The 26451-nt window shown below is 65.0% G+C and carries 23 protein-coding genes; 16 read left to right on the top strand and 7 right to left on the bottom strand.

Annotated elements, in window-relative coordinates; translation table 11 throughout:
* Nucleotides 1-11 precede the first annotated feature (11 nt).
* The 6 genes from dinB to iolG all read right to left on the bottom strand — a co-directional run bounded on the left by dinB (nt 12) and on the right by iolG (nt 7347).
* A complete protein-coding gene (gene dinB, locus ACNJX9_RS26215; RefSeq protein WP_439404924.1) occupies nt 12-1112 on the bottom strand; it encodes a DNA polymerase IV in 1101 nt (366 codons plus the stop codon).
* 58 nt (nt 1113-1170) lie between these two features.
* Entirely contained in the window at nt 1171-2217 is a 1047-nt protein-coding gene (locus ACNJX9_RS26210; protein ID WP_439404922.1) for an ABC transporter ATP-binding protein, read from the bottom strand.
* A 21-nt stretch (nt 2218-2238) separates the two neighbouring features.
* Nucleotides 2239-4419: an ABC transporter permease gene (locus ACNJX9_RS26205; RefSeq protein WP_439404920.1), complete on the bottom strand. Its 2181-nt coding sequence runs from the start codon at nt 4417-4419 to the stop codon at nt 2239-2241.
* Between the two features lie 22 nt (nt 4420-4441).
* The gene (locus tag ACNJX9_RS26200) at nt 4442-5476 is read right to left on the bottom strand and encodes an ABC transporter substrate-binding protein (protein ID WP_439404919.1); all 1035 of its coding nucleotides are present in this window, start codon (nt 5474-5476) and stop codon (nt 4442-4444) included.
* A gap of 93 nt (nt 5477-5569) precedes the next feature.
* Nucleotides 5570-6352 (bottom strand): inositol monophosphatase family protein, encoded by a 783-nt coding sequence (locus ACNJX9_RS26195; protein WP_439404918.1) that lies wholly within the window; start codon nt 6350-6352, stop codon nt 5570-5572.
* 2 nt (nt 6353-6354) lie between these two features.
* The gene (gene iolG, locus ACNJX9_RS26190; protein ID WP_057759107.1) at nt 6355-7347 is read right to left on the bottom strand and encodes an inositol 2-dehydrogenase; all 993 of its coding nucleotides are present in this window, start codon (nt 7345-7347) and stop codon (nt 6355-6357) included.
* 227 nt (nt 7348-7574) lie between these two features.
* Here iolG and iolD point away from each other — a divergent pair, with 227 nt between their 5' ends.
* Both iolD and iolE read left to right on the top strand, forming a co-directional pair.
* Nucleotides 7575-9416: a 3D-(3,5/4)-trihydroxycyclohexane-1,2-dione acylhydrolase (decyclizing) gene (gene iolD / locus ACNJX9_RS26185; RefSeq protein WP_439404917.1), complete on the top strand. Its 1842-nt coding sequence runs from the start codon at nt 7575-7577 to the stop codon at nt 9414-9416.
* A 15-nt stretch (nt 9417-9431) separates the two neighbouring features.
* Nucleotides 9432-10331, top strand: coding sequence for a myo-inosose-2 dehydratase (gene iolE / locus ACNJX9_RS26180; protein ID WP_439404915.1), 900 nt, complete (start codon nt 9432-9434; stop codon nt 10329-10331).
* Nucleotides 10332-10529: 198 nt separating this feature from the next.
* Here the strand turns inward: iolE and ACNJX9_RS26175 are convergent, their stop codons facing one another.
* Nucleotides 10530-11288, bottom strand: coding sequence for an SDR family NAD(P)-dependent oxidoreductase (locus ACNJX9_RS26175; protein ID WP_057758741.1), 759 nt, complete (start codon nt 11286-11288; stop codon nt 10530-10532).
* Between the two features lie 161 nt (nt 11289-11449).
* On the opposite strand from ACNJX9_RS26175, the gene ACNJX9_RS26170 reads away from it, so the two are divergent.
* From ACNJX9_RS26170 to ACNJX9_RS26105, 14 genes are all read left to right on the top strand, one after another.
* Nucleotides 11450-12715 (top strand): extracellular solute-binding protein, encoded by a 1266-nt coding sequence (locus tag ACNJX9_RS26170; RefSeq protein ID WP_439404913.1) that lies wholly within the window; start codon nt 11450-11452, stop codon nt 12713-12715.
* A gap of 2 nt (nt 12716-12717) precedes the next feature.
* Nucleotides 12718-13659: a carbohydrate ABC transporter permease gene (locus ACNJX9_RS26165; RefSeq protein WP_057758736.1), complete on the top strand. Its 942-nt coding sequence runs from the start codon at nt 12718-12720 to the stop codon at nt 13657-13659.
* Nucleotides 13652-14500, top strand: coding sequence for a carbohydrate ABC transporter permease (locus tag ACNJX9_RS26160; RefSeq protein ID WP_271620468.1), 849 nt, complete (start codon nt 13652-13654; stop codon nt 14498-14500). Before ACNJX9_RS26165 ends, ACNJX9_RS26160 begins: the two co-directional genes overlap by 8 nt.
* A 22-nt stretch (nt 14501-14522) precedes the next feature.
* Nucleotides 14523-15620, top strand: coding sequence for a Gfo/Idh/MocA family protein (locus ACNJX9_RS26155; protein ID WP_439404912.1), 1098 nt, complete (start codon nt 14523-14525; stop codon nt 15618-15620).
* Nucleotides 15621-15630: 10 nt separating this feature from the next.
* Nucleotides 15631-16275 carry a ThuA domain-containing protein gene (locus tag ACNJX9_RS26150; RefSeq protein ID WP_057759104.1) on the top strand — a complete coding sequence of 215 codons (645 nt, stop codon included), beginning with the start codon at nt 15631-15633 and terminating at the stop codon, nt 16273-16275.
* Nucleotides 16272-17321: a LacI family DNA-binding transcriptional regulator gene (locus tag ACNJX9_RS26145; protein WP_439404911.1), complete on the top strand. Its 1050-nt coding sequence runs from the start codon at nt 16272-16274 to the stop codon at nt 17319-17321. Before ACNJX9_RS26150 ends, ACNJX9_RS26145 begins: the two co-directional genes overlap by 4 nt.
* A 214-nt stretch (nt 17322-17535) precedes the next feature.
* The gene (locus ACNJX9_RS26140) at nt 17536-18486 is read left to right on the top strand and encodes a PDR/VanB family oxidoreductase (protein WP_439404909.1); all 951 of its coding nucleotides are present in this window, start codon (nt 17536-17538) and stop codon (nt 18484-18486) included.
* A gap of 8 nt (nt 18487-18494) precedes the next feature.
* Nucleotides 18495-19847 (top strand): Rieske 2Fe-2S domain-containing protein, encoded by a 1353-nt coding sequence (locus ACNJX9_RS26135; protein WP_439404908.1) that lies wholly within the window; start codon nt 18495-18497, stop codon nt 19845-19847.
* A complete protein-coding gene (locus tag ACNJX9_RS26130; protein WP_439404907.1) occupies nt 19844-20320 on the top strand; it encodes an aromatic-ring-hydroxylating dioxygenase subunit beta in 477 nt (158 codons plus the stop codon). The genes ACNJX9_RS26135 and ACNJX9_RS26130 overlap by 4 nt, the downstream gene beginning before the upstream one ends.
* Entirely contained in the window at nt 20286-21944 is a 1659-nt protein-coding gene (locus ACNJX9_RS26125; RefSeq protein WP_439404906.1) for an ATP-dependent acyl-CoA ligase, read from the top strand. Before ACNJX9_RS26130 ends, ACNJX9_RS26125 begins: the two co-directional genes overlap by 35 nt.
* A gap of 2 nt (nt 21945-21946) precedes the next feature.
* On the top strand, nt 21947-22675 hold the full coding sequence (locus ACNJX9_RS26120) for an SDR family NAD(P)-dependent oxidoreductase (protein WP_057758722.1): 729 nt from the start codon (nt 21947-21949) through the stop codon (nt 22673-22675).
* Between the two features lie 119 nt (nt 22676-22794).
* Nucleotides 22795-23796, top strand: coding sequence for a LacI family DNA-binding transcriptional regulator (locus tag ACNJX9_RS26115; RefSeq protein ID WP_057758720.1), 1002 nt, complete (start codon nt 22795-22797; stop codon nt 23794-23796).
* Nucleotides 23793-25331 carry a sugar ABC transporter ATP-binding protein gene (locus tag ACNJX9_RS26110; protein WP_439404904.1) on the top strand — a complete coding sequence of 513 codons (1539 nt, stop codon included), beginning with the start codon at nt 23793-23795 and terminating at the stop codon, nt 25329-25331. Before ACNJX9_RS26115 ends, ACNJX9_RS26110 begins: the two co-directional genes overlap by 4 nt.
* Complete coding sequence (locus ACNJX9_RS26105) at nt 25324-26376, top strand: ABC transporter permease (RefSeq protein ID WP_057758715.1); 1053 nt, start codon at nt 25324-25326, stop codon at nt 26374-26376. Before ACNJX9_RS26110 ends, ACNJX9_RS26105 begins: the two co-directional genes overlap by 8 nt.
* Nucleotides 26377-26451: the final 75 nt, after the last annotated feature.

Raw genomic sequence — 26451 nt, 5'->3', positions numbered from 1 at the left:
CGGCGTCCGGATCAAATTTCGAACGTCAGTTGCGGCGCCGCATCGTCGCCGACCTGGAGCGATGACAACGAGACTCCCAGGAGCCTGACGCGCTTGGGCAGGGGCATCTCCGCCTCGAGCAGGCCGCAGGCGAGGCGCTCCAGCTCGTCCCGGCCAGGGACCGGCGCAGCCACGGACCTGCTGCGCGTGATGATCTCGAAGTCGGCGAACTTGATCTTCAAGGTCACGGTCCGGCCCCGGCTGCCTGATGCCTCGCAATGGCGCCAGACCTTGTCGACGAGCGGGCGCAGCTCGACGACGAGTGCGTCGAATTCGGCGAGGTCGGTCGAGAACGTGGTCTCCGCGCCGATCGACTTGCGGATCCGGTTGGCCCGCACCGGCCGTTCGTCGACGCCGCGCGAGATCCAGTAATAATAGGCGCCTGACTTGCCGAAATTCGCGTTCATGAATTCAAGCGTCTGGTTGCGGATGTCGAGGCCGGTGAACAGGCCGAGCGCGTTCATCTTTGCGCTCGTTGCCGGTCCGATCCCGTGGAACTTGCCCACCGGCAGCGTCTCCACGAAAGCGGGCCCCATTTCGGGCGAGATCACGAACTGCCCATTGGGCTTGCGATGGTCGGAGGCGAGCTTTGCCAGGAACTTGTTGTAGGAGATGCCCGCCGAGGCGTTGAGGCCGGTCTCGGCCTTGATCTTCTCGCGGATCCGCAGCGCCACGTCACGGGCAAGCGGGATGCCTTGCAGGTTTTCCGTCACGTCGAGATAGGCCTCATCGAGCGACAACGGCTCGATGATGTCGGTGTGCTCGGCAAAGATCTCACGGATCTGCCGGCTGATCGCCTTGTAGACCTCAAAGCGGGGCTTTACGAAAATCAGGTCGGGACATTGCCGCTTCGCGGTGACCGACGGCATCGCGGAACGAACGCCGAATTTGCGCGCTTCATAGCTCGCGGCAGCGACCACGCCGCGCTCGGCCGAACCACCGACCGCGACGGGCTTGCCGCGCAGCTCGGGATTGTCGCGCTGTTCCACGGATGCGTAGAAGGCATCCATGTCGATATGGATGATCTTGCGAACGCGTGTCGGGTCGTCGTCCGCGGCGTCGGAATAGCTCATGCCGGGATGATACAATCGGGCCGCGGGAATCGCGAGCGAGTATGCGGATTCGAGCCCGTCACCGCACGAGAGCGATATTTTGCTGGACGAATGACAGCTTGATCGCCGCGCCTTCAGCCGGGATCTCATCGGTTTGGCGGCTGACGACGAAAAGCTCGCCGATCGGCGTCGAGACCATCATCTCGACGTGATCGCCGAGGTAAGAGGATTTCCTGACGGTTCCTGCGAGGCCATCGCCGAACATGATGCCGTGGGGCCGGATGGCCGCTTTGGCCGGCCCGGGCGTGAGGCCGCGCGCGGCAAGCGTCAGGCGGAGAGGTCCCAGCATGACCTGCGCTTGCCCGTCATGCACGGCTTCGATCGACACCTCCACGAGATTGGCATCGCCGATGAAATCGGCGACGAAGCTGTTCGCCGGGGCTTCATAAAGCTCGCGCGGCGAGCCCTGCTGCGCGATCTTCGCATTCGACATCACGATGATGCGGTCGGAGACGGCGAGGGCCTCCTCCTGGTCATGCGTGACATAGGCGACGGTGAGCTTCAGCGACTGCTGGAGCTCGCGGATCTCCTGCCGCACCCGGCGCCTGAGCTTGGCATCGAGGTTGGAGAGCGGCTCGTCGAACAGCAGCACCTGCGGCTCCAGCACGAGGGCGCGCGCCACGGCGACGCGCTGCTGCTGACCGCCGGACAGCTCGGCCGGATAGCGCTTCTCGAAGCCCTTGAGACCGACCAAAGCGAGCTTCTCCAGCGCCATCGCCTCGGCCCGCGCCTTTCCCAGCCCCTTCACCGTCGGTCCATACGCCGCGTTCTCCAGCACGTTCATATGCGGAAACAGCGCGTAGGACTGGAACACCATGCTGACGTCGCGGTCCGCGGCCGAGAGCCGTGTCACATCCTTGCCGCCAATCAGGATCTGCCCGTCGCTCGCGATCTCGAGGCCGGCGATCATGCGCAAGGTCGTGGTCTTGCCGCAGCCGGAGGGGCCAAGCAGCGTCACGAGTTCGCCCGCGTGGATCCTGAAGCTGACATCGTCCACGGCCGTCACATTGCCGTAGCGCATGCTGACATGTCTGAACTCGACGGAGGCGGGGCCTGATTTGGGCATGGCAAGTCCTATCTGCAAGTCCTATCTGGCCGGCTCGGCGGCCGAGGTCGCGAGCGTGACGGGCCTGCGGCCAAGCTTGCGCTCGCCCACGCCGAACTGAATGAGCGCGATGCCCGCCGCCATGACGACGATCAGCACCGAGGAATAGGCGATGGCGAGGCCGAACTCGCCGGCCTCGACTCGCCCGACGATGTAGGCGGTCGCGAGATTGTATTCGGCCGACACCAGAAAGATCACGGCACTGACCGAGGTGATGCTGCGCACGAAGCTGTAGATCAGCGCTGCGATAAGCGCCGGCTTGAGCAACGGCAGCACCACGCGGCGCAATGTCGTGAAGCTGCGCGCCCGCAGGGTGGTCGAGGCCTCGTCGAGGCTCTTGTCGATCTGGGCCAGTCCCGCAATGCCCGAGCGTATGCCCACGGGCATGTTGCGGAAGACGAAGGCGAGCACGAGGATGAGGCCGGTCCCGGTGATCTCGATCGGCGGCACGTTGAAGGCGAGGATATAGGCGACCCCGAGCACGGTGCCGGGAATGGCGAAGCTCAGCATGGTCGTGAATTCGAGCAGCTGGCGGCCGACGAAGCGTTGCCGCGTGAGCAGATAGGCGGTGAGCAGGCCGATCAGCGCCGTCAGTGGTGCCGAGATCGCAGCCACTTTCAGCGTCGTGAACAAAGAGGGCCAGGCTGCGCCCTCGAAGAACAGGCCGTGGCTGAAATCGACGGCGAAGCCGGTGCGGTAATGCTCCAGCGTCGGCGTATGGTCGCGGCCCATCGTCTTGACGAAGCCGCCGATCAGGATCACCGCGTAGATCACCGCCGTCAGCCCGACCCAGGGTATGATCACCACGGCGGAGAGCACGGTGACGGAGGTCGGCAGCTTCGCCGGAATGCCGGCATCGCCCTTGCCGGAGACCGTGGTGTAGCTCTTGCCGCCGAGCCAGCTCTGCTGCAGCCCGAACGCACCGAGCGTGAAGACGAGCAGCACGATCGCGAGCACTGCGGCCAGACCCTGGTTATGGGCGGCGCCGACCACGGCAAAGAAGATCTTGGTCGAAAGCACTTCGAAATTGCCGCCGAGCACGAGCGGGTTGCCGAAATCGGCCAGGCTCTCGACGAAGCCGAGCAGAAAGGCGTTGGCGAGCCCCGGCCGCAGCAGCGGCCAGGTCACGGAGCGGAACGTCTGCCAATGCCTGGCACCAAGCGTCTGGGACGCCTCTTCGAGGCTCGGTGCGATGCCTTGGACCACGCCCATCAATACGAGGAAGGCGATCGGTGCGAAGGCCAGCCCCTGCGCCAGCAGCACGCCCGGCAGGCCGTAGATCCAGCGCGAGCGTGGGATGCCGAACCATTCGGACATCAGGCCGGTGACGACGCCGGAACGGCCGAACAACAGGATGAGCGCAAGGCCGATGACGAAGGGCGGTGTGATGATCGGCAGCACCGTCATCGCGCGCATCAGCCGCTTGCCTGGCATCGCAGTGCGCAACACCAGCAGCGCGCAGGCGAGGCCCAGCAGCGTGGTGATGAGGCCGGTCAGCACGCCGAGGATCAGCGTATTCCAGGCGACGCCGCAGGCGATACCGCCGCCGACGCATCCCAGTCCCCAGATCGTCGAGGAGAGCAGGCGGCCTGCGAATTCGCCCAGCGCCCAGCTGCCGTTGGCGTCGACCAGCGCACTGCGCAGGATCGTCGCCACCGGCAGGAAGATGAAGAGGCCGATCAGCAGCACCACGACACCGATGGTGGACGTGGTGAAGAGATCGCCCCGACAGAACCCGCGATAGGCGAGGCCGTGGCAGAGCAGCAAGAGGAGCGAGAACATCGTCAGCAGCGCGCCGAAACCCATGCCCGGCTGCGCGGCGCCTGCGCCGCCCAGCAGCGCGGCGAGCCAGGGAATGCCTTGCCCGGGCAGCGTGATCGCAAAGCCTTGTGCGAAGAACGCGACCAGGCCGAGCAGCCCGGTGAGGATCAACGCGGGCCCACTAAGGGTGGTCTCGGCACGGACGGCGAGGAGCGTCGCCGCAAGGAGCGCGATGCCGATCGGCCACAGCCATGGCGCTGCGCCTGATGTCGCAAGCAGGAGTGCGGTGCCGGCCCGCCCGAACGGATAGCCCGCAAGGTCGGAGCCTTCCGGCAGGTACCAGGGCACGAGCATATAGCCCAACCAACCGAGCAGGAGAGCAAGCCGTGTCGAAAGGCGCATCCGGGATCTCCGCAGCCGACGGCTATTTCGGCAGCGCCTTGACCTCCTTGTCCCACTTTGTCAGCAGCCGCGAGCGCTCCGCGGACGAGCCGTATTTGACGAAGTCGTAGTTGATCAGCTTCATCTCGCTCATCTTCGGCGCCTGCGGCGGCACCGGAGCGTTCTTGTTGGACGGCACCTGATACGACTTCGCGGGGGCGGCGAGGGCCTGTGCGGCGGGGCTCAACGCCCAATCGTAGAACTTCTTGGCGTTCTCCAGATTGCGTGCGCCCTTGACGATCGACATCGAGCCGATCTCGTAGCCTGTGCCTTCGCACGGCGCGACGGCCTTGATCGGATCACCCTGTACCGCGAAGACGACGGCATCATGGATGAAGACGATGCCGACGGCGGTCTCGCCGAGGCTCGCAGCCTTGGCTGGCGCTGCGCCTGATTTGGTGTATTGGCTGACATTCTTGTGCAGGGCCTTGAGATAATCGAAGCCCTTGTCCTCGCCCATCAACTGCACGACCGTGGCAAGCAGGGTATAGGCGGTGCCGGACGAATTCGGGTCGGCGACCTGCACGTCATCCCTGAGCTTGGGATTGAGCAGGTCGGCCCAGCATTTCGGCTCCGGAATGCCCTTGGCCTTGATCTGCTCGGTGTTGTAGCCGAAGCCGAGCGCGCCGGCATAGATGCCGATCGAGCGTTGCTTCGCCGCTTTCCACTGGTTCAGCGCCCAGTCGTGCAGATCCTTGTTGGCCGGGGATTCGTATTCGAGCGTCAGCCCCTCATCGGCGGCCTGAAGATGCGGGTCGCCGGTGCCGCCCCACCAGATGTCGGCGCGCGGGTTCGAGGCCTCGGCCCTGAGCTGCGCATAGGTTTCGCCGGCGGATTTCCGCGTCATCGAAACCTTGATGCCGGTCTCCTTCTCGAAGGTGGTGGACATCGCGCGGCACCATTCCTCCTGCACGCCGCAATACATGACCAGCGACCCCTCGGCCGACGCCGAGGCTGCGCCCGCGGCCAGGATACCGGCGCTGAACAGCGCCCTGACGACAAGGGATTTCCAAACCATGGTCCACCTCCCGAGAACGAGAACTTGATATTCTCTGTCATTGGCTGGGACGGTGGCGTCTCTTCAGTTCCAAAGCAATAACTATTAAGTCGACTAGGAAATCCCGGTGATTTCGCTGAGCTGCGATGCCAGCGCCGGCGTGCAGCACAGGATCGGGTTGCCCTTGCTGATGCCGTCGCCGGCGAAGAAGTCGCTGACCCAGCCGCCGGCCTCGCGGGCGATCACAACGCCGGCGGCGATGTCCCAGGCGTTGATGTGCAACTCGGCATAGGCGTCGGTGCGGGCGTTCGCCACATGGCAGAGGCCCAAAGCGCCGGAGCCCGAGCGCTTCATCGCGCCGCCAGCCGCATAAACGCGGCCGATCATGTCGACATAGTGCTGCGAGGGTACACGGGGCGACCAGCCCAGTTCGACATAGGCACGTCCGATATCGTCGACGCCGGAGACGGCGATTTTTTGCCCGTTTAGCGTGGCGCCCTGGCCGCGTTGCGCGACATAGAGCTCATCCAGCGCCGGTGCCGCGACGATCCCGATCGTCGGTTCGCGGTTCACAAGGAAGCCAACGGAGATGCACCAGGTGCGATCGCCATGGGCGAAGTTCGCGGTGCCGTCGATCGGATCGAGGATCCAGACCGCATCACTCGCCTCGCCGCCGCCTTCCTCGCCGATGACAGTGTCGCCGGGGAAAAGCTCCGTCAGCCGCGCGCGCAAGAAGTCCTCGACGGCACCGTCGGCGACGGTGAGCCAATCCTGCGCGCCTTTCATCGTGACGCCGAGGCTCTCCTGCCGGCTGAAATAGCCGAGCGCGATGCGCCCCGCTTCAGTGGCGAGGCCCTGGGCCGCGTAACGGCGCAGCATGAGTTCGGCCGGCGTCACGCTCAGGCAGCCTTGATCGCGACAGGGCGGCCGGTGCGGGCCGACTCGGTCGCCGCGTCGGCCAGCATCTGGGCGCGCAGCCCGTCGAGACCGGTGGGCGAGGGCGCAACCTTGCCGGTGCAGGCGTCGATGAAGGCTGCAAGCTCGGCGCGATAGGCGGCGGCATAGCGTTCGAGAAAGAAGTTCTGCACCGGATCGGCACGGAAGCCCTGGCGGGTCGCGATCTCCAGAGTCGTCTCGTGGACGTTGCCGGCCCGCAGCATGCCCTTCGCGCCATGCACCTCGACGCGCTGGTCGTAGCCGTAAGTGGCACGGCGCGAATTCGAGATCTGCGCGATGCGCCCGCTCGCCGTCTTCATGACAACAGCGGCGGTGTCGACGTCGCCGGCTTCGCCGATCGCCTTGTCCACCAGCGCCGATCCGACTGCGAAGATGACGACCGGCTCCTCGGCCAGCAGGAAGCGCGCCATGTCGAAATCGTGGATCATCATGTCGCGGAACAGGCCGCCCGAGCGTTTCACATAGTCGACCGGCGGCGGTCCGGGATCGCGCGAGATCACGCTGACGATCTCGATCTCGCCGGCCTCGCCGCTGCGCAGCCGCTTCTCCAGCGCCGCAAAGTTCGGATCGAAGCGGCGGTTGAAGCCGATCATCAGGGGCTTGCCGGATTTTTCAACCGTGGCGAGGCAGCGGCGAATGCGGTCCGAATCGAGATCGACCGGCTTCTCGCAGAACACCGCCTTGCCGGCCGAGACGGCGGCTTCGATCAGATCGGCATGCGTGTCGGTCGGCGTGCAGATCAGGATGGCGTCGATGGCTGAATCGCCGATGATCGCATCCGCATCGGCCACTTTCGCGCCCGTCGCCTGCGCCAGCGAGGACGCAGCCTCGTTCGAGGCGTCGGCCACCGCGACGAGCCGTGCATCGCTGCGCGCCGCTACATTGAGACCGTGAATGCGCCCGATCCTGCCGGCGCCGAGAAGTCCAACCCGCATTGCCATCATCACTGCTTGACTATTCGAATAAGCATTCCATTCTCTGCGCCGCCCAGTCAAGGTCGGAGCTTGCACTTCTCGATGTCATCAACCGCCACGCAACATCGTATCGGATCGAGCGACGACACATTCGCGACACAGTTGCGCGAGCACAAGCGCTCGGTCGGCGCGATGGCGGAATATCTTGACGGGCCGGTCCGCGCGACGGGGTTGAGTGGGAGCGAGTGATGGCGACGATCAGGCTCACGATGGCCCAGGCGCTTGTCGCCGCGATGGCCGCGCAACGGACTGTCATCGACGGGAAGGATCAGCCGCTGTTCGCCGGCGTCTGGGCGATCTTCGGGCATGGCAATGTCGCAGGCCTCGGCGAGGCGCTGTATGCCGCGCGCGACCGCCTGCCGACGTTGCGCGCGCATAATGAGCAGGCGATGGCGCATGCCGCGATTGCCTTCGCGAAAACCTCGCGCCGCCGGCGCATGATGGCGGTGACGAGCTCGATCGGCCCCGGCGCGACCAATATGGTGACGGCGGCAGCCGTCGCTCACGTCAATCGCCTGCCGGTGTTGCTGCTGCCGGGCGATGTCTTCGCCGGACGCCGTCCCGATCCCGTGCTGCAGCAGATCGAGGATTTCGGCGACGGCACTGTCTCCGCCAATGATTGCTTCAGGCCCGTCTCGCGCTATTTCGATCGCATCACCAGGCCCGAGCAGATCGTGCCCGCTTTCGAGCGGGCGATGCAGGTTCTGACCGACGCGGCCGAATGTGGACCCGTGACGCTTGCGCTCTGCCAGGACGTGCAAACGGAAGCCTTCGACTATCCCGACTGGTTCTTCGCCGAGCGCGTCTGGCAGCCGCGCCGCCCGCGCGCCGACGTGACGCAGATGGCGCAGGCCGCAGCGCTGCTCAAGGCCGCCAAGCGCCCGCTCGTCGTCGCCGGCGGCGGCGTTCTCTACAGCGAGGCGGAAGCCGATCTTGCGGCCTTCTGCACCGCGCACGGCATTCCGGCGGCAGAAACGCAGGCCGGCAAGAGCGCGCTGCCGCACGACCATCCTCTTAATCTCGGCGCGATCGGCGTCACCGGCACCCGCGCCGCCAATGATGCGGCGCGGCAGGCCGATCTCGTGCTGGCGATCGGCACCCGCTTGCAGGATTTCACCACCGGCTCGCGCTCGCTGTTCGCCGATCCCGCCTGCCGGATCATCGGCCTCAATACGCAGAGCTTCGATGCCGGCAAGCATCGCGCGCAGCCGCTCGTCGCCGATGCCAAGGTCGGCTTGGCCGAGCTCGGCACCGCCCTTCAGGGCTGGACGGCACCTGCCGTCTGGACCGGGCAGGCCAGGAGTGGCCGCACGGCCTGGCTGGAAACGGCCGCGCGCTACACCGCGTCAGGCAACGAAGCCTTGCCGAGCGATGCCCAGGTCATCGGCGCCGTCCAGCGCCGCAGCCGGCCAAGCGATGTCGTGCTGTGCGCGGCCGGCGGCTTGCCCGGCGAGCTGCACAAGCTGTGGCAGCCGGGCGCGCCCGGCGGCTACCACATGGAATACGGCTATTCCTGCATGGGCTACGAAATCGCCGGCGGGCTCGGCGTCAAGCTCGCCGATCCCTCGCGCGAAGTCGTCGTGATGGTCGGCGATGGCTCCTATCTGATGATGAATTCCGAGATCGCCACGTCGGTGATGTTAGGGGCAAAACTCATCATCGTCGTGCTCGATAACAGAGGCTTCGGCTGCATCAACCGGCTCCAGAACGCGACCGGGGGCGCCCCTTTCAACAACCTCTTGCGCGACGCCCGCCACGAGACGCTGCCCGAGATCGACTTCGCGGCCCACGCCGCATCGATGGGAGCGATCGCGCGCAAGGTCGCTGGTATCGCGGAGCTGGAAGCGGCGCTTGAGCAGGCGCGAGGTCACGACCGGACCAGTGTCGTCGTGATCGACACCGACCCGCTGCGCTCGACCGACGCCGGCGGCCATTGGTGGGAGGTGGCGGTGCCGGAGGTCTCCGAGCGCACCGAGGTCGAAGCCGCAAGGCGCGGCTACATCGAGGCGCTTGCGCGTCGCAATATCTGATCGAGTGAGGACGACATGCCTATCCGTATCGGCGCCAACCCCATCGGCTGGTCGAACGACGATCTCCAGGAGATCGGCGGCGACACACCGCTCGAGACCTGCCTCGCCGAGGCGCGCGAAGCCGGCTTCGAGGGCATGGAGCTCGGCCACAAATTTCCCCGTGAGCCGCAGGCCCTGAAGGCCGCGCTCGCGCCCTTCGGCATGGCCTGCATCTCCGGCTGGTATTCGGCGGAGCTCTTGAAGCGCGATGCCGACGCGGAGATGCAGCATCTGCGCCCGCATCTCGATCTCCTCAAGGCGATAGGATCTTCAGTCCTCGTTTTCGCCGAGACCTCGAATGCGATCCACGGCGATCGCAGCAAGCCGCTGTCGCAGCGGCCGGTCATGAAGGCAGGCGACTGGGCGCAGTTCGGCCGCCGCATCACCGAAGTCGCCGAGCGCACGCTCGCCGAAGGCGTCAGGCTGGTCTACCATCATCACATCGGCACCATCGTCGAAAGCGCTGATGACATCGACGCCTTCATGACGGCGACCGGCGAGGCCGCGCATCTCCTGCTCGACACCGGCCACGCCACCTGGGGCGGTGTCGATCCGGCCGCGCTGGCGCGAAAATATCGCGCCCGCATCAGCCACGTCCACGCCAAGGATGTGCGCCGGGCGGTGATGGAGCAGGCGCGCCGCGAGGACTGGAGCTTCCTCGACGCGGTGCTAGGGCAGGGCAGCGCGCTCGGTGTCTACACCGTGCCCGGCGACGGCATGGTCGATTACCCCGCCGTCTTCCGCGAACTGCCGGGCTATTCCGGCTGGATCGTCGTCGAGGCTGAGCAGGACCCGCAGAAGGCACACCCGCTGACCTATGCCAAGAAGGGTATTGCCCATCTGAAGCAGAGCCTGAAGGCGGCTGGGCTGGCCTGATTGCAGATCTCTGACGTTCTGAAAGCGCACCCCGTCCTGCGAAAGCTGCGCAATAAGAGGCCGCGATGCTGCCTCATGCTCCGTCATTGCGAGCGCAGCGAAGCAATCCAAAGTCGTTCCGCGGAGGGATTCTGGATTGCTTCGCCGCGCTCGCAACGAAGTCCGAGAGAGAGGTGCTCGCCTTCAGCGGCAAGCGCCTCAGACCCAGCCGCCGTCGACGATGTAGTGCTGGGCGGTGCAGGCAGAGGCTTCGTCTGAGGCGAGGAAGAGGGTGAATTTCGCGACTTCATCAGGCACGAGCCGGCGCTTCAGGCACTGGCGCTGCTGCAGCTCGGCTTCGCCTGCGGGCGTCATCCATTTCTCGAGCTGGCGCTCCGTCATGATCCATCCCGGTGCAATCGCGTTGACGCGGATGTTGAAGGGACCGTAGTCACGCGCCAGCGAGCGCGTGAGCCCGATCACGCCTGATTTGCTGGCGGTGTAGGCGGCCATGCCGCCCTGTCCGGCGATCCACGACACCGAGCCGAAATTGATGATGGCGCCCGACTTGGCCGCCTTCATGTCCGGCAACACGGCCTGTGACGCAAAGAACTGGTGCTTCAGGTTCACCGCGATGCGGTCATCCCAATATTCCGGCGTCATCTCCTCGGTCTTGTGCCGCTCGTCATGCGCGGCGTTGTTGATCAGGATGTTGACCGGCCCGTGTGCCTTGCGGGCCTCTTCGACGCCGTCGCGCAGGGCCGGGATGTCGGTCAGGTCGACGCGCTGGAAATGCGCGGCCAGCCCTTGATCCGACAGCTCGCGGGCCAGGCGCTGACCTTCGTCGACCTTGATGTCGAAGAACACGACCCTGGATTTCTGCTCCGCGAAGCGCCGCACGATCGCGGCACCAATTCCCGCTGCACCTCCGGTGATGAGCACAACCTTGCCGGCGAGGTCGGAATAGATGGCAGCCATGGGGAACCTTTCAGCTTGTTATGGGCGGCGAAGCCCGCCCTGATTCTTTCCCAGGAACTTAGCCGTTCCTCTTGTGAGGTCCATATGTCAGAATTTTAGTTGCGTACCTCAAAAACTGAAGGCAGGATTGCGTTCAAAGAATAAAAGCCTGGGAGGTTGTGATGAGATTGCTCGGGAAGCTGGGACTCGCCGTTGCCGCATGCCTGCTTGGCGCAAATGTCGCGGCAGCCGACACCACCGTGAAATGGCTCCACATCGAGGTCAATCCCGCCCAGGTGAAGATCTGGGAGGAGGTCGCACGCAGCTATGAGGCCTCGCACCCCGGTGTGAAGGTCGAGATGCAGTTCCTCGAGAACGAGGCCTACAAGGCCAAGCTGCCGACCATCCTGCAATCGAAGGACCGGCCGCACATCATCTATAGCTGGGCCGGCGGCGTCTTGAAGACGCAGGTCGATGCGGGCGTGCTGGAAGACATCACCGATTCCGTGAAGAGCGACGGCTACAGCGACACGATCGCACCGGCGGCGCTCGCCGCCTTCACCCAGAACGGCCGCGTCTTCGGACTTCCGATTTCGCTCTCGCAGGTCGGCTTCCTCTACAACAAGGATTTGATGGCCAAGGGCAATGTCGATCCAAGCAAGATCAAGACATGGGACGATCTGCTCGGCGCGGTGAAAACGCTGAAGGCCGCGGGTGTTACGCCGATCGTGGTTGGCGGTGCCGACAAATGGCCGCTGCATTTCTACTGGACGCATCTCGCTGTGCGCATCGGCGGCAAGCCGGCCTTCGATGCAGCGCTGAAGGGCGAGAAAGGCGGCTTCGCCGGCGAGACCTTCCAGAAATCCGGCGAGCTGTTCAAGCAGCTGGTCGATCTGCAGCCGTTCCAGAACGGCTTCCTCGGCTTCAAGAACCCGCAGGCCGTCGGCTATTTCGGTGACGGGAAGGCCGCGATGATCCTGGCCATCTCCTCCTTCTATCACACCCAGCGCGCGCTTGCCGCCGACAAGGTCGGTCTCAGCGACGACAAGCTTGGCTGGTTCGATTTTCCGGTCGTACCCGGCGGCAAGGGTGAGCCGTCAGACACGCTCGGCGGCATCACCGGCTGGCTGATCACCAAGGGCGCGCCCAAGGAAGCCACCGACTTCCTCAAGTTCTTTATCTCCAAGGACGTGCAGGCGCGACTTGCCGCCGGCAACTTCATCGTTCCCGTCGTCAAGGGCGGCGAGGCGGGCCTCAAGAGCGACTTCATGAAGCAGATCGCGGCCAATCTGGCGAGGTCGCAGTATCACCAGAACTTCTATGACCAGAGCCTCGGCCCCTCGGTCGGGCGCGTCGTCAACGACGTCACGGCGGAGATCGCTGGTGGCAGCATGAGCCCGCAGGACGCTGCGAAGGCAATCGAAGCGGCGTACAAGCAAGGTAACTGACTGTGGCGCGACGGATCGCGATCACCTCGCCGATCAGCGTTGCCGGTGAGGCGGCCCCTCAGGTTGCGGTACGTGGCCCGGGCTGGGACGGCCGCTTCACCGTCCTGATCCTGTTTCTGCCGCCGGCGCTGCTGCTGTTCACGCTGTTCGTGGTGCTGCCGATCGGCGAGGCGGCGTGGTACTCGGGCTTCAACTGGAATGGTTTCGGCAGGCCGACCAACTGGATCGGCTTCGACAATTATCGTTTCGTGCTGGAAACCCGCGCGTTCTGGCTCGCGCTGCGCAACAACGGGCTCATCATCGCGGTCTCGCTCGCGATCCAGCTGCCGCTCGCCCTGACACTGGCCCTGATGCTGGCCGAGAAGTTTCGCGGGGCGGTGGCGCTGCGCATGCTGTTCTTCATGCCCTACATCCTGGCGGAGATCGCGACCGGCTTGATCTTCAGTTTCGTCTATGACGGTGACTACGGTCTCGTCGCATCGATCTGGCGCAGCTTCGGCGCCGAGCCGCCGTACCTCCTGGCCTCGACCGATACGGCGATGCTGGCGGTGCTGATCGTCATCGTGTGGAAGTATTTCGGTTTTCATATGATGCTGTTCATTGCGGCGCTGCAGAGCCTCGACAAGAGTCTGGTCGAGGCGGCGCGGATCGACGGCGCAACGCGATCGCAGGCGCTGCGCCATGTCGTGATCCCCTTGCTCTACCCGACCATACGCCTCTCGGTGTTCTTCGCCATCGTCGGCTCGCTGCAACTGTTCGACCTCGTCATGCCGCTGACACGTGGGGGGCCTGCGGATTCCTCCAACACCATGGTGAGTTTCCTCTACAACAACGGCATCTCGCGCATGCGGGTCGGCTATGGCAGCGCCATCGGCGTCATCCTGTTCGCGATCTGCGTGACCTTTGCCTTCACCTACAAGCGATGGTTCATGCGCGATGAATAGTGCCGAGACTGCCCGCGCGCCGTTCGACCCAGCAATGCTGTTCAAGGCGGCATTTCTCGGCATCGTTGCCATCTTCGTGCTGGTGCCGCTGCTTGCGACTCTGCTTGGCGGCTTCAAATCGCTCGGCGAATTGCGCGTCAATCCGTTCGGCCTGCCACAGCATTGGGAGTGGCAGAACTATGCGGATATCCTGTTCTCTGCCCGCTACTGGCAGCTCCTGCGCAATTCGCTGATCATCTCGACCCTCACCGTGACATTGACCCTGATCGTCGCCTCGATGGCGGCTTTCACCTTCGCCCATGTCAGGTTCTTCGGCTCGTCGATGCTGCTGAGCTATTTGACGCTCGGCCTGTTGTTTCCGGCGGCGACCGCGGTGCTGCCGCTGTTCATCAAGGTGCGCGATCTCGGCCTGCTCGATACCTATTTCGGCGTGGCGCTGCCGCAAGTGGCCTTCAGCCTCGCCATGAGCGTGCTGCTGCTGCGCCGCTTCTTCAAGGACATTCCCTATGAGCTGCTGGAGGCCGCGCTGGTCGACGGCTGCAGCTACGTCAAGTTCTTTCGTTATGTGACGCTGCCGTTGTCGCGGCCGATCCTGGCCACCGTCGGCACCATCACCTTCGTCAACAGCTGGAACGCCTATCTGCTGCCGCTGGTGATGCTCAACACCGATGCGCTCTATCCCTGGCCGCTCGGCATCATGGTCTACCAGGGCGAATATTCGTCCGAGTGGCACCTGATCCTCGCCTTCATCACGCTCACCATCCTGCCGACGATCATTCTGTTCCTGCTGGCGCAAAAGCACATCGTTGCCGGCCTCACGGCGGGCGCGGTCAAGGGATAAGCAAGACTTCACGGAGACAACAATGAGAAAAGTCGGCGTCGGAATCATCGGCTGCGGTGTCATCAGCACTGCTTACCTCAAGGCAGCGCAGCGCTTTCCAGTCATGGAGGTGAGGGCACTCGCCGACATGCGCAGCGATGTCGCCGAGCGCCAGGGCGCCGCCTTCAACTTGCCGGCGATGCGGGTCGACCAGCTGCTCAAGCGCGACGACGTCGAGATCGTCGTCAATCTCACCGTGCCGCTCGCCCACACCGATGTCAGCCTCGCGGTGCTGAACGCGGGCAAGCACGTCCATTCCGAGAAGCCGCTCGGCATCAACGTTGCGGAAGCCCGCAAGGTGATGGATCTCGCCGCGCAGAAGAACCTTCGTGTCGGCTGCGCACCCGACACGTTCCTCGGCGGCGGGCACCAGACCGCGCGCAAGCTGATCGATGACGGCGCGATCGGCACGCCTGTGGCGGGAAGCGCCTTCTTCGGCTGCCCCGGCCATGAGCGCTGGCATCCGGCTCCGGGATTTTACTATTTGCGGGGCGGCGGGCCGATGCTGGACATGGGCCCGTATTACATCACCGATCTCGTGCAACTGCTGGGGCCCGTTGCCAGTGTGATGGGCTCGACCGCGCGGCCGAGATCCGAACGCGTTGTCACCAGCCAGCCGATGAATGGGACCCTGATCCCGGTCGAGGTGGCGACCCACGTCGCGGGCACACTCGAATTCGAAAGCGGGGCCGTCGTCTCGATCACGATGAGCTTCGATGTGCCTAAGCACCGCCACGCGCCGATCGAGATCTATGGCGACAAGGGCAGCATGCTGGTGCCGGACCCGAACCGCTTCGGCGGCGAAGTGCAGGTCGCCAAGACCGGCGGCGAATTCGAGACGATGCCGCTGACGCATGGTCATGTCGAAGGCGAGTTCCGCTCGATCGGCGTCGCCGACATGGCGTCCGCGATCCTGAACAACCGGCCGCACCGCGCCAGCGGCGCGCTCGCCTTCCATGTGCTGGAGGTGATGGAGGCGTTCCAGACTTCGGCGGACGAAGGGCGGCGCGTCAAGATCGAAAACCGCGTCGAGCGGCCGGCGATGCTGCCGGCCGGAATTGAAACCGGACAGATCGACTGAGGACATGAGCATGCGCAAGGCATTGATTGTATGGGGCGGCTGGCCGGGACACGATCCCGATCTCTGTGCCTCGATGATCCGCGGCTGGCTGAAGGCGGAAGGCTTCGAAGTCCGGATCGAGACCACGACCGAGGCGTTCGGCGATCCCAAGATCCACGATCTCTCGCTGATCATCCCGATCTACACCATGTCGAAGATCGAGAAGGCGGACGCGCTCAATCTCTGCGCGGCCGTGCGCAGCGGCGTCGGGCTCGCCGGTCATCATGGCGGTATGTGCGATGCCTTCCGCGATTCTGTGGACTACCAGTTCATGTGCGGCGGGCAATGGGTCGCGCATCCCGGCAACATCATCGACTACAAGGTCGACGTGACCAAGCCCGACGATCCCATCATGAAGGGCCTGAAGAGTTTTGAGCATCGTTCCGAGCAGTATTACATGCATGTCGATCCCGCTATCGAGGTGCTGGCGACGACGACCTTTACCGGCGAGCACGCGCCCTGGATCGACGGCGTGGTGATGCCGGTGGTGTGGAAGAAGCAATATGGCGCGGGCAGGGTGTTCTATTCCTCGCTCGGTCATCGCGCCTATGAGCTCGACGTACCGGAGATCCGGACATTGATGACCCGCGGCATGCTGTGGGCGGCGCGCGAATGACTGAGAGCGCGACCCAGCCCATGGCTCGCGCCACGCTCGAAGATGTCGCGCGCGCGGCGGGGGTGTCGCTCGCCACCGTCGATCGCGTCGTCAACCGGCGCGAGGGCGTGCGCGCCAAGACTGTCGCGCGTGTCGAGGCCGCGGTGGCAAAACTCGGCTATCGTGCCGACGTCGCCGCTGCGCGCCTCGCCCGCGGGCAGTCGTTTCGTTTCGCCTTCGTGCTGCCGACCGGCAGCAACAGCTTCATGACCAATTTGTCCGAGCAGGTCCAGCGCACCGCCGGCTGGCTCGCCGGCCAGCGCGGCTTCATCGACATCCGCCACGTCGACGTGTTCGATCCGGAAGTTCTGGCCGGCGCGCTGGAAGATTTGTCGCCGGTCTATCAGGGGGTCGCCGTGGTTGCGCTCGACCATCCCAAGGTCCGCGACGCGATCGACGGGCTCACCGCGCGCGGGGTCGTCGTGGTGACCCTTGTGTCGGACGCGCCGAGCTCGCGCCGTCTGCACTATGTCGGTATCGACAATCCGGCCGCGGGACGGACCGCGGCAACGCTGATGGGGCGCTTTCTCGCCGCTCGCGAGGGCAAGGTTGCGGTCATCGCGGGATCGTTGTCCCTGCGCGATCACAGCGAGCGACAGTTCGGCTTCCACCAGATCTTGTCCAGCGAGTATCCGAATCTGGCGACATTGCCTGTCATCGAGGGCCGCGACGACAGCGAGCGCACGCGGGAGCTGACCACCGCGCTGCTCAAACGCCATGCGGACCTGCGCGGCATCTATTGCTGCGGCGCCGGCAATCGCGGCATTGCCGAGGCACTCGAGGCCTCCGGCCGCGCGCGCGACGTGGTCTGGATCACCCATGAGCTGACCCAGCATACGCGGCGCTTCCTGGTGCGCGGCACGCTCGATGCGATCATCAACCAGGATCCCGGCCACGAGGCGCGCTCCGCCGCACGGGTGCTGCTGGCGCATTGCATGGAAGAGCCGATCAGCCCCGATCAGGAGCGCATCCGCATCGACATCTTCCTGCGCGACAATCTGCCGTAACGGCCTGATGATGTCGGCGGAGCGCTCGGGACGATGCTTCGCATCGCCCGGGGCGATTCAGGTCGGCACGCCCGCAACACACCAAGAGCTCCATCTTCCCAAATAGTTAGAGGCGCGATGTGCGCCCCGCCGGGCCTGGCCCGCGCGGACGATTGACAGGCAATTATTACATGTCTAAAAATATGCAAATTCATATAATTCACGGGCCGCCTGAATGGACGCGCATCCGCTCAAGCTCAAGGTCAGGTCGTATGCCGCGGAGACGCCGTTCATACGGAGCCTTGTGTTTGGCGTGGAGGACGGGGCCGTGCCGCGCTGGCAGGCCGGCGCGCATCTCCGCGTGGCGCTCCCCGATGGAGGGGACCGGCCGTATTCGCTGATGGCGTTGCCGGGCCTGCCCGGGGATGCGCTGGCGCTCGGTGTCCTGCGCGAAGAGGCCTCGAGCGGCGGCTCGCAATTCATGCATGCGCTGAAGGTCGGCGATGTCGTGAAGGCGAGCGCGCCGGTCAACAATTTTCGCCTGCACGAGGGCAGCGCGCCGGCGCTGCTGTTTGCCGGCGGCATCGGCATCACGCCCGTACTGTCGATGGCGGCGGAGCTGGCGGCGCGAGGAAGTCCGTATCGCCTGCATTATGCCGGCCGCAAGCAAGGACTGCTGGCGTTCCTGCCGCAATTGCAGGAGATCTGCGCCAGGAATCTGTCCGTTCACTACGACAGCGATGAGACCCGCCTCGACATTGCAGCAGCGCTCGGCGCTTCAGGTGCAAACGCGCACATCTATGTCTGCGGTCCCTCAGGCATGATCGAGGCGGTCAAGGCCGGCGCGCTCGCCGCCGGCGTATCAGCCGACCGCATCCATTACGAGCTGTTCAAAGCCGAGCAGCTGTCCTCGCCGGACCGCCCGTTCGAGGTCGAGATCAAATCGACCGGGCAGGTCGTCGGCGTCGCGGTGGGGCAGAGCATCATCCAGGCGCTGGAGGCGGCCGGGTTAGAGGTTCTCTACGACTGCCAGCGCGGCGATTGCGGCATCTGCCAATGCGGCGTGATCGATGGCGTGCCCGATCACCGCGACGTCATTCTCAGCGACGAGGAGAGGGCGTCCAACAAGGTCATGCAGATCTGTGTGTCGCGCGCCAAGTCCGAACGTCTGGTGCTGGATTTGTGAGGGGAGCCATGACGAAATACGGAAGGAATGCCCAAGCGATTGCCGCGCTGGTGCGCGAGGCCGAGGTGCACCGCGACGTCTATGTCGACCGTGAGATCTTCGAGCTCGAGATGGAGCACCTGTTTCCGAACAGCTGGATCTATGTCGGCCATGCCAGCCAGCTGGCCAAATCCGGCGATTTCATCACTGCCACCATCGGCCGGCAGCCGGTCATGGCCAGCCGCCACAGCGACGGCTCCATCCACGTCTTCTACAATCGCTGTCCCCACAAAGGCGTGAAGATCGCCTCTGAGCCCTGCGGCAACACCGGAAAATTCTTTCGCTGTCCCTATCATGCCTGGTCCTTCAAGACCGATGGCTCGCTGCTCGCGATTCCCTTGAAGAAGGGCTACGAGGGCACCGGCTTCGGCGACACCCAGGCCAATGAGGGGCTGTCGAAGGTCAAAAACGTCGTCATCTACCGCGATTTCATCTTCGCCCGCCTCAGCGATAATGGCGTGTCATTCGAGGATTATTTCGGCGAGAGCCTCTCGACCATCGACAACATGGTCGACCGCTCGCCGGAGGGAAAGCTCGCAGTCCAGGCGACGCCGATCCGCTACATGCACAGCTGCAACTGGAAGATGCTGGTCGAGAACCAGACCGACACCTGCCATCCCATGGTGGCACATGAGAGCTCGGCCGGCACCGCGGTCAAGGTCTGGAAGCGCGAGCAGGGGGATGCCACGGAGACGCCGATGGCGGTGCAGCTCTACGGGCCCTTCATGAGCCCGTACGAGTTCTACGAGCAGAGCGGCATCAGGATCTGGCCGAACGGCCACGGTCACACCGGCGTCGCCAACTCCATCCATTCGAACTATCAGGATGTCCCCGGCTATCTCGACCAGATGGTTGCGGCCTATGGCGAGCAGCGGGCGCACGAGATCCTCGGCGAGGTCAGACACAACACCGTCTATTTCCCGAACATCATGGTCAAGGGCGCGGTGCAGATCCTGCGCAACTTCATCCCCATAGCGGTCGACAAGACGCTGGTCGAGAGCTGGGTCTATCGCCTGGTCGGCGCGCCCGACAAGCTCTACGAGCGGGCCCTGATGTACAACCGCTTCATCAACGCGCCCACTTCGATCGTCGGCCACGACGATCTCGAAATGTACGAGCGGGCGCAGGAAGGGCTGAAGTCGAACGGCAATCAATGGGTCAATCTGCGGCGGCTCTACGACGATCATGAGGAGCCTGATGTCACGGCCGTCATCAACGGCACGTCGGAGCGGCAGATGCGAAACCAGTTCCATGCCTGGGCGAAATTCATGACCATGGACATGGACAAGGACATGGACAAGCGCATCGAGGCCGCGGAATGATCAGCGAGCAAGACATCACCGACTTCATCTACCGCGAGGCCGAGCTGCTCGACACCATGCAGTGGCAGGCCTGGCTCGAACTGTTTCATCCCGAGGGGCGCTACTGGATGCCGCTGGAATGGCAGCAGCAGGATCCGGTGCTGCAGCCGTCATTGATGTACGAGGACCTGCTGCTGCTGAAGGTTCGCGTCGAGCGGCTGGCCGGCGAGCGCACCTTCAGCCAGAAGCCGAAGAGCCGCTGTCATCATCTGCTCCAGGCGCCCAGCATCGTGGCGTGCGATCCTGAAGCCGGCGTGTTCAAGACGCGGACGTCCTACATCTACACCGAGACCCGCGGTGATACGCTGGAGCGTTATTCGGGATGGGCCTCGCACGATCTCGTAGAGGTCGGCGATGCCCTGAAGATCAAGCTCAAGCGGATCGATCTCGTCAATTTCGATGCGCCGTTCGGCAATATCCAGCTTTTCATGTGAGACTGCTTTGACCCCTGCGACCACAGTCTATGACCGCTTTCGCGAGACCGCGCTGCGCCGGGGTGAGGCGGGCTTCCTCAACGTGCTGCCGGAGACCGCCGAGATCTACGGCATCGCCGCGGGCGAGATCTCCTACCGCGCCATGCTTGAGCGGGTCGAACGCCGGCGCGCGGCCTTTGCAGAGCGCGGCTACGGCGAAGGTCACCGGGTCGGGCTGCTGCTGCAGAACCGGCCCGTCTTCATCGAGCTGTGGTTCGCGCTCAATGCGCTCGGTGTCTCCGTGGTGCCGATCAATCCGGACCTGCGCCTCAGTGAGCTCGAATACATCATCGCGCATTCCGAGGTGAACGCGGCCTTCGTCCTCTCCGAGCGACGCGAAGAGGTCGGGGCGGCGGCACGCCAGGCCGGCCGGCCGATTCCTGTCGTGACCGATCAGGACGACGTTCCCGCGCCCTTCGGCGGCGCGCGGCCAGCCAGCGCGGGCGACGGCTCGAGCGAATGCGCGCTGCTCTATACATCAGGCACGACGGGGCAGCCCAAGGGCTGCGTGCTCGCCAACACCTATTTTCTGCACTCCGGCAACTGGTATCGCGACGTCGGCGGGCTGATCGACATCAGGGACGATGGCGAGCGCATGATCACGCCGCTGCCATTGTTCCACATGAATGCGATGGCGGTGTCGCTGATGGCGATGCTCTCGGTCGGCGGCTGCCTGACCTTGCTCGATCGCTTTCATCCGCGTTCCTGGTGGGCCGCGGTGCGCGACAGCCGCGCCACCTGCCTGCATTATCTCGGCGTCATGCCCTCGATGCTGATGAGCGCACCGCCATCGGACCAGGACCGGGCGCATAGCGTGCGCTTCGGCTTTGGCGCCGGCGTCGACAAGCTGCTGCATGCACCGTTCGAGCAACGCTTCGGCTTTCCGCTGCTGGAGGCCTGGGCGATGACCGAGACCGGCAGCGGCGGCGTCATCGCCGCCAATGTCGAGCCGCGCAAGATTGGCACCAGCTGCTTTGGTCGTCCGGCCGCCGAGGTGGAGGTTCGGATCGTAGATGATGCCGGCAACGATGCTCCCAACGACGTCCCCGGCGAGCTCCTGGTGCGGCGGGCCGGCGCCGATCCACGTTACGGCTTCTTCCGCGAATATCTGAAGAATCCGGAAGCCACTGCTGAGGCATGGGCCGGCGGCTGGCTGCACACCGGAGATATCGTGTCGCGCGATGCGGACGGTGACCTGCACTTCGTCGATCGCAAGAAGAACGTGATCCGCCGCTCCGGCGAGAACATCGCCGCGGTCGAGGTCGAATCCGTGCTCAACCGCCATCCCGCGATCCGGCAGGCCGCCGTTGCGGCGGCGCCCGATCAGGTGCGCGGCGACGAGGTCGCGGCGGTGATCATCGCGGAACACAGCGGCGCCGACCGTGCGCTCGCCGAACAGATCGTGCGCTGGAGCCTGGAGCAGATGGCCTATTACAAGGCGCCGGGCTGGATCGCTTTCGTCGATAGCCTGCCGCTGACGGCAACCGAGAAAATCCAGCGCGGCGGCCTGAAGGATTTTGTCACGAAGCTCATGCGTGAGGGCGCGTTCTTCGATCTTCGCGACCTCAAGAAGCGGCAGATCTGATCATGGGCGAGCAGCGCACCACACTCATCACCGGTGGCAATTCCGGAATCGGCGAGGCGCTGGCGAAGAAGCTGGTCGCGCGCGGCGAGCGCGTGGTCTCGGTCGGGCTGGAGCAGCCGACATGGACGCATGAGCTGCTCGCGGCCTACCGCGCCGATCTCTCCAATCTCGAGGAGACGCGCGCGATCGCGCAAGAGATTTGCCGCGATCACGCCATCGATCGCCTTGTGCACAATGCCGGCGTGATCCTGCCGAACCTGCTGCCCGATGCGAGGCCGGAAGACATTTTGATGCTGGCGCAGCTGCATCTGGGCGCGCCGATGCTGCTGACCCAGGCGGCGCTGGAGGGGATGCTGGCGCGCCGCTTCGGCCGCATCGTGTTCGTTTCGTCGCGCGCGGCGATGGGCGCCGCGACCCGCTCGGCCTATTCGGCCACCAAGGCCGGCGTGCACGGCATGGCCCGGACCTGGGCGCTCGAGCTCGCTGCGAGTGGCATCACCGTGAATGTGGTGGCGCCGGGGCCGATCCTCACCGACAATTTCTGGGGCATCATCCCGAAGGACTCCGAGCAGCAGGAGCGGATGGCGCGCAACGTCCCGGTCGGGCGGCTCGGCTCGCGCGAGGATGTCGCGCACGCCATATCGTTCTTCCTCGACGAGCGTTCGGATTTCGTCACCGGCCAGGTGCTCTATGTCTGCGGCGGCACCAGCCTCGTTGGGCTCGGGCCGTAAAAGGCCGTCCAGGCTCGATCGTTGCCGCGATGACATAAAAACGATTGCGCAAACGTTTTCGTCTGCCATAATCCACCAGAACTTGGGTTGTTCAACAAAGCCCAGGCACGGGAGGGGGCGTGGCGACCATCGCCGATGTAGCCCGCAAAGCGGGCGTTTCGGTCTCGACCGTTTCACATGTCGTGAACGGTACGCGGCGGGTTGCGCCGGACACGGCACGCGCCGTGGAAGCGGCGATCGCCTCCTTGAGCTACCGCCCCAACATCATGGCGCGCAGCCTGAAGGCCGCGTCGACCCGCTCGGTCGGCATCGCCATCTCTTCGATCTCCAATCCCTATTTCAGCGACATCATCTGCGCGATCGAAACCGAGTGTGCGCGCCTCGGCATGATGGTGTTTCTGTCCGACACCGAGGACGACCCGGACCGTGAGCTGGAGGTCGTCATGGCGCTGCATCAACGGCGCGTCGACGGCATCATCCTCGCGCCGAGTCCCGATCCCGATCGCCGCGCGCTCGCCTATCTGCGCGACGTCGGGCTGCCCTGTGTGCTTGTCGATCGCATGCCCGACCCGACCTTCGATCAGGTCGGCATCAACAACCGCGAGGCGATGCGCAATCTCGTCGCGCGGGTCGCCGCGCACGGTCACCGCCGCATCGGCTATGTCGGCGGCAATCCCGGCTTCGCGACCACGCTCGCGCGCATTGCCGGCTATCGCGAGGGCCTGGCCGGCGCCGGCGGCGCGATCGACGAGCGCCTTCTGGTGACCGGCAGTGCGACGACGAACAGCGCGATGCAGGCGGCGGAGCGGCTCCTTGATCTCGATCAACCGCCGACCGCCTTGGTCGGTGGCAACAATCTCGCGACGATCGGCATCATGAAGGCCATCCATAGGCGCGGATTGCGGGTGCCGAAGGATATCTCGATCGTCGGCTTCGACGATTTCGAATGGGCCGATTGCTTTGAGCCGCGCCTGACGCTGGTCGCGCAGCCCTGCGCCGAGATCGGCCGGCGCGCTGCCTTCCTGCTCATGGAGCGCATCGCCGCGCCGCAAGGGGCGCGGCGTTCCATTCAACTCGACGCTGTTATCATCGAGCGCGAATCTTGCGGGAGGCCCAAATGAACACGGGCTCACACACCCCGTTGCTCGCCATGCGCGGCATCGTCAAGAGCTTTGGCGGCGCGCAGGCGCTGCGCGGCGTCGATTTCGATCTCGAAAGCGGGGAAATCCACGCGCTGCTTGGCGAGAACGGCGCGGGCAAGTCGACCCTGATGAATGTTCTCTCCGGCGTGATCGCGCCGGATCAGGGCGAGATCCGCGTCGACGGGGCCGAAGTCCGCTTCACCGATCCACGCGCCGCGCAGGCCGCGGGGGTTGCGACGATCTTCCAGGAGCTCGATCTCGTCCCGAGCCTCGACGTAACCGCCAACCTGTTCCTCGGCCGAGAGCTAACGCGGGCCGGCGTGCTCGACGGCGGCGCGATGCGTCGCGCGGCGCGGGCGCGGCTTGATGAGATCGGCTTCGATGTGGATGTCGATCAGCCGGTCGGTGAATTGTCGGTCGGCAGGCGGCAGATCGTCGCGATCGCCAAGGCCCTGACCTACGCGTCGCGAATTCTCGTGATGGACGAGCCGACGGCCGCGTTGACCGCTGCGGAGGTGCAGCGGTTGTTTCATGTGATGCGCGAGATCGCACGGCGCGGGGTCGGCATCGTCTATATCTCGCATCGGCTCGAAGAGGTGCCGCGCGTCGCCGACCGCGTGACGATCTTGCGCGATGGCAGGATCGCAGGGACGGCGCCGCCGACCGCTCCGCAATCCGATCTCGTGGCGTTGCTCGTCGGACGGCCGCTCGCAGAGCTCTATCCGCGCCGCAGCGGCGCATTCGGTCGCCGTGTGCTGCATCTGGAGCGGGCCGCCTATCGCCCGCGCCGGCCCAAGGCCGGTTGGCGTGCGCCGCGCGAGGTCTCGCTCGAGGTGCGCGCCGGCGAGGTCGTCGGCTTGGCCGGCATCATGGGAGCGGGACGGACCGAGCTGCTCTCTGCACTCTATGGCGCGGGCGGTCCCGGCGCCTGGTCGGGCCGCGTCGAGGTCGGGGAGAGGCCGGCCAGGCTGACCTCCATACCGGAGGCGCGCCGCGCCGGCGTCGCCTTTGTCAGCGATGATCGGCGCGGCGCCGGCTTGATGTTGCGCGACAGCGTCGAACGCAATCTCGTCGCCTCGGTGCTGCGGCGCGTGTCGCCGTTCTTTCTGATGTCGCAGGTACGCCAGGCGAGACTCGCCCGTCAGGCGATCAAGGCGTTCGACGTGCGGCCGCCGCGGCCTGAGCTTGCGGTCGGCGCCCTCTCCGGAGGCAACCAGCAGAAAGTCGCGCTTGCCAAGGAGGTGCTTGGCGAGCCGCGCCTGCTTCTGCTCGACGAGCCGACGCGCGGCGTGGATGTCGGCGCAAAGGGCGAAATCTATGCCCGCATTCGTGAGCTCGCGGCCCAGGGCGTCGGCATTCTTGTCGCCTCAAGCGAAATGCCCGAACTGATCGGCCTGTGCGATCGTATCGTCGTGCTGAGGGGTGGGCGTACGGTTGCCGAATTTCCCGCCGGCGCCGCGGAGGACGACATCCTCGCGGTGGCCGAATCCAGTCAGGACGATAGCGATGAATGACGCCGCAACACTCTTGAAATCCGCACCCGCACGGTCCACGCCGAGGCGCCGTCTTGATTTCTTCGCGATCGCGGTCCGCTTTCAGAGCGTCATCGGCCTCATCCTCGTTGCGATCGGCGGCGTCATCTTCTCGCCGCGGCGGCACGGCTCCATCCTGTTCCTGGCGCCTGATAACATCGCGAACATCGTGCGGGCGATTTCCGAGACCGGCATCATCGCCGTCGGCATGACCTTCGTCATCATCACCGCAGGCATCGATCTGTCGGTCGGCGCGCTGCTCAGCCTGTGCAGTGTGCTCACCGCCACGATCATGACGACCTGGGGCTGGGGACTTGTTCCGACCCTGCTGTTCGTCATGATCTGCGGCGCCCTGTTCGGTTGCGCGCAGGGCGCGATCTCGACCCGCTTCCGCCTCGAGGCCTTCATCGTGACGCTGGCGGGCCTGCAGGTCGCACGCGGCCTGGCGCTGGTGATCTCCAACAACCAGTACATCAATATCTCCTACGGCAATGGTCCGGGTCTTGCGCCGCCGATCTTCTCGGTGCTGGGCGATCGTCTGTTCGACAACACGGTTCCGGTCGCAACCCTGGTCTTTCTCGTCGTCGCGATCGTGGCCATTTTCGTGCTGAACTTCACGCGCTTTGGCCGCTATGTCTTCGCGGTCGGCGGCAATGAGCGGGCGGCGCGGCTTTCCGGCGTGCCAGTCACGCTGGTCAAGATCTCGGTCTATGCGATTACGGGTCTGGTGTCGGCCATCGCCGGCATCGTCCACGCCGGCCAGTTCAATTTCGGCAGCGCCAATGATGGTACAGGTTACGAATTGACCGCGATCGCGGCGGTGGTGATCGGCGGCACCAGCCTGTTCGGCGGCGCCGGCTCGATGATCGGCACGATCGCAGGTGCGATCATGCTCGGTGCATTGGCCAACATCCTTCAGCTCAACAACATCAATGCGGCGCTGCAGCTGCTCGCGACCGGCGCGATCATCGTCGTGGCCGCGGTTCTTCAATCTCTCGTTCGTCGCCGCGAGGGATTGGGTCGTTGACCCCAATGGCGACGCAAAGGCTGGGACGTAAAGATCCGGCGGTGGCCAGCGGCCGCCGGCAAGCGACCGCCCGTA

The sequence above is a fragment of the Bradyrhizobium sp. BLXBL-03 genome (assembly GCF_051853015.1).
Classification (GTDB): Bacteria; Pseudomonadota; Alphaproteobacteria; order Rhizobiales; family Xanthobacteraceae; genus Bradyrhizobium; species Bradyrhizobium manausense.
This window is presented reverse-complemented; position numbering and strand designations above follow the sequence as displayed.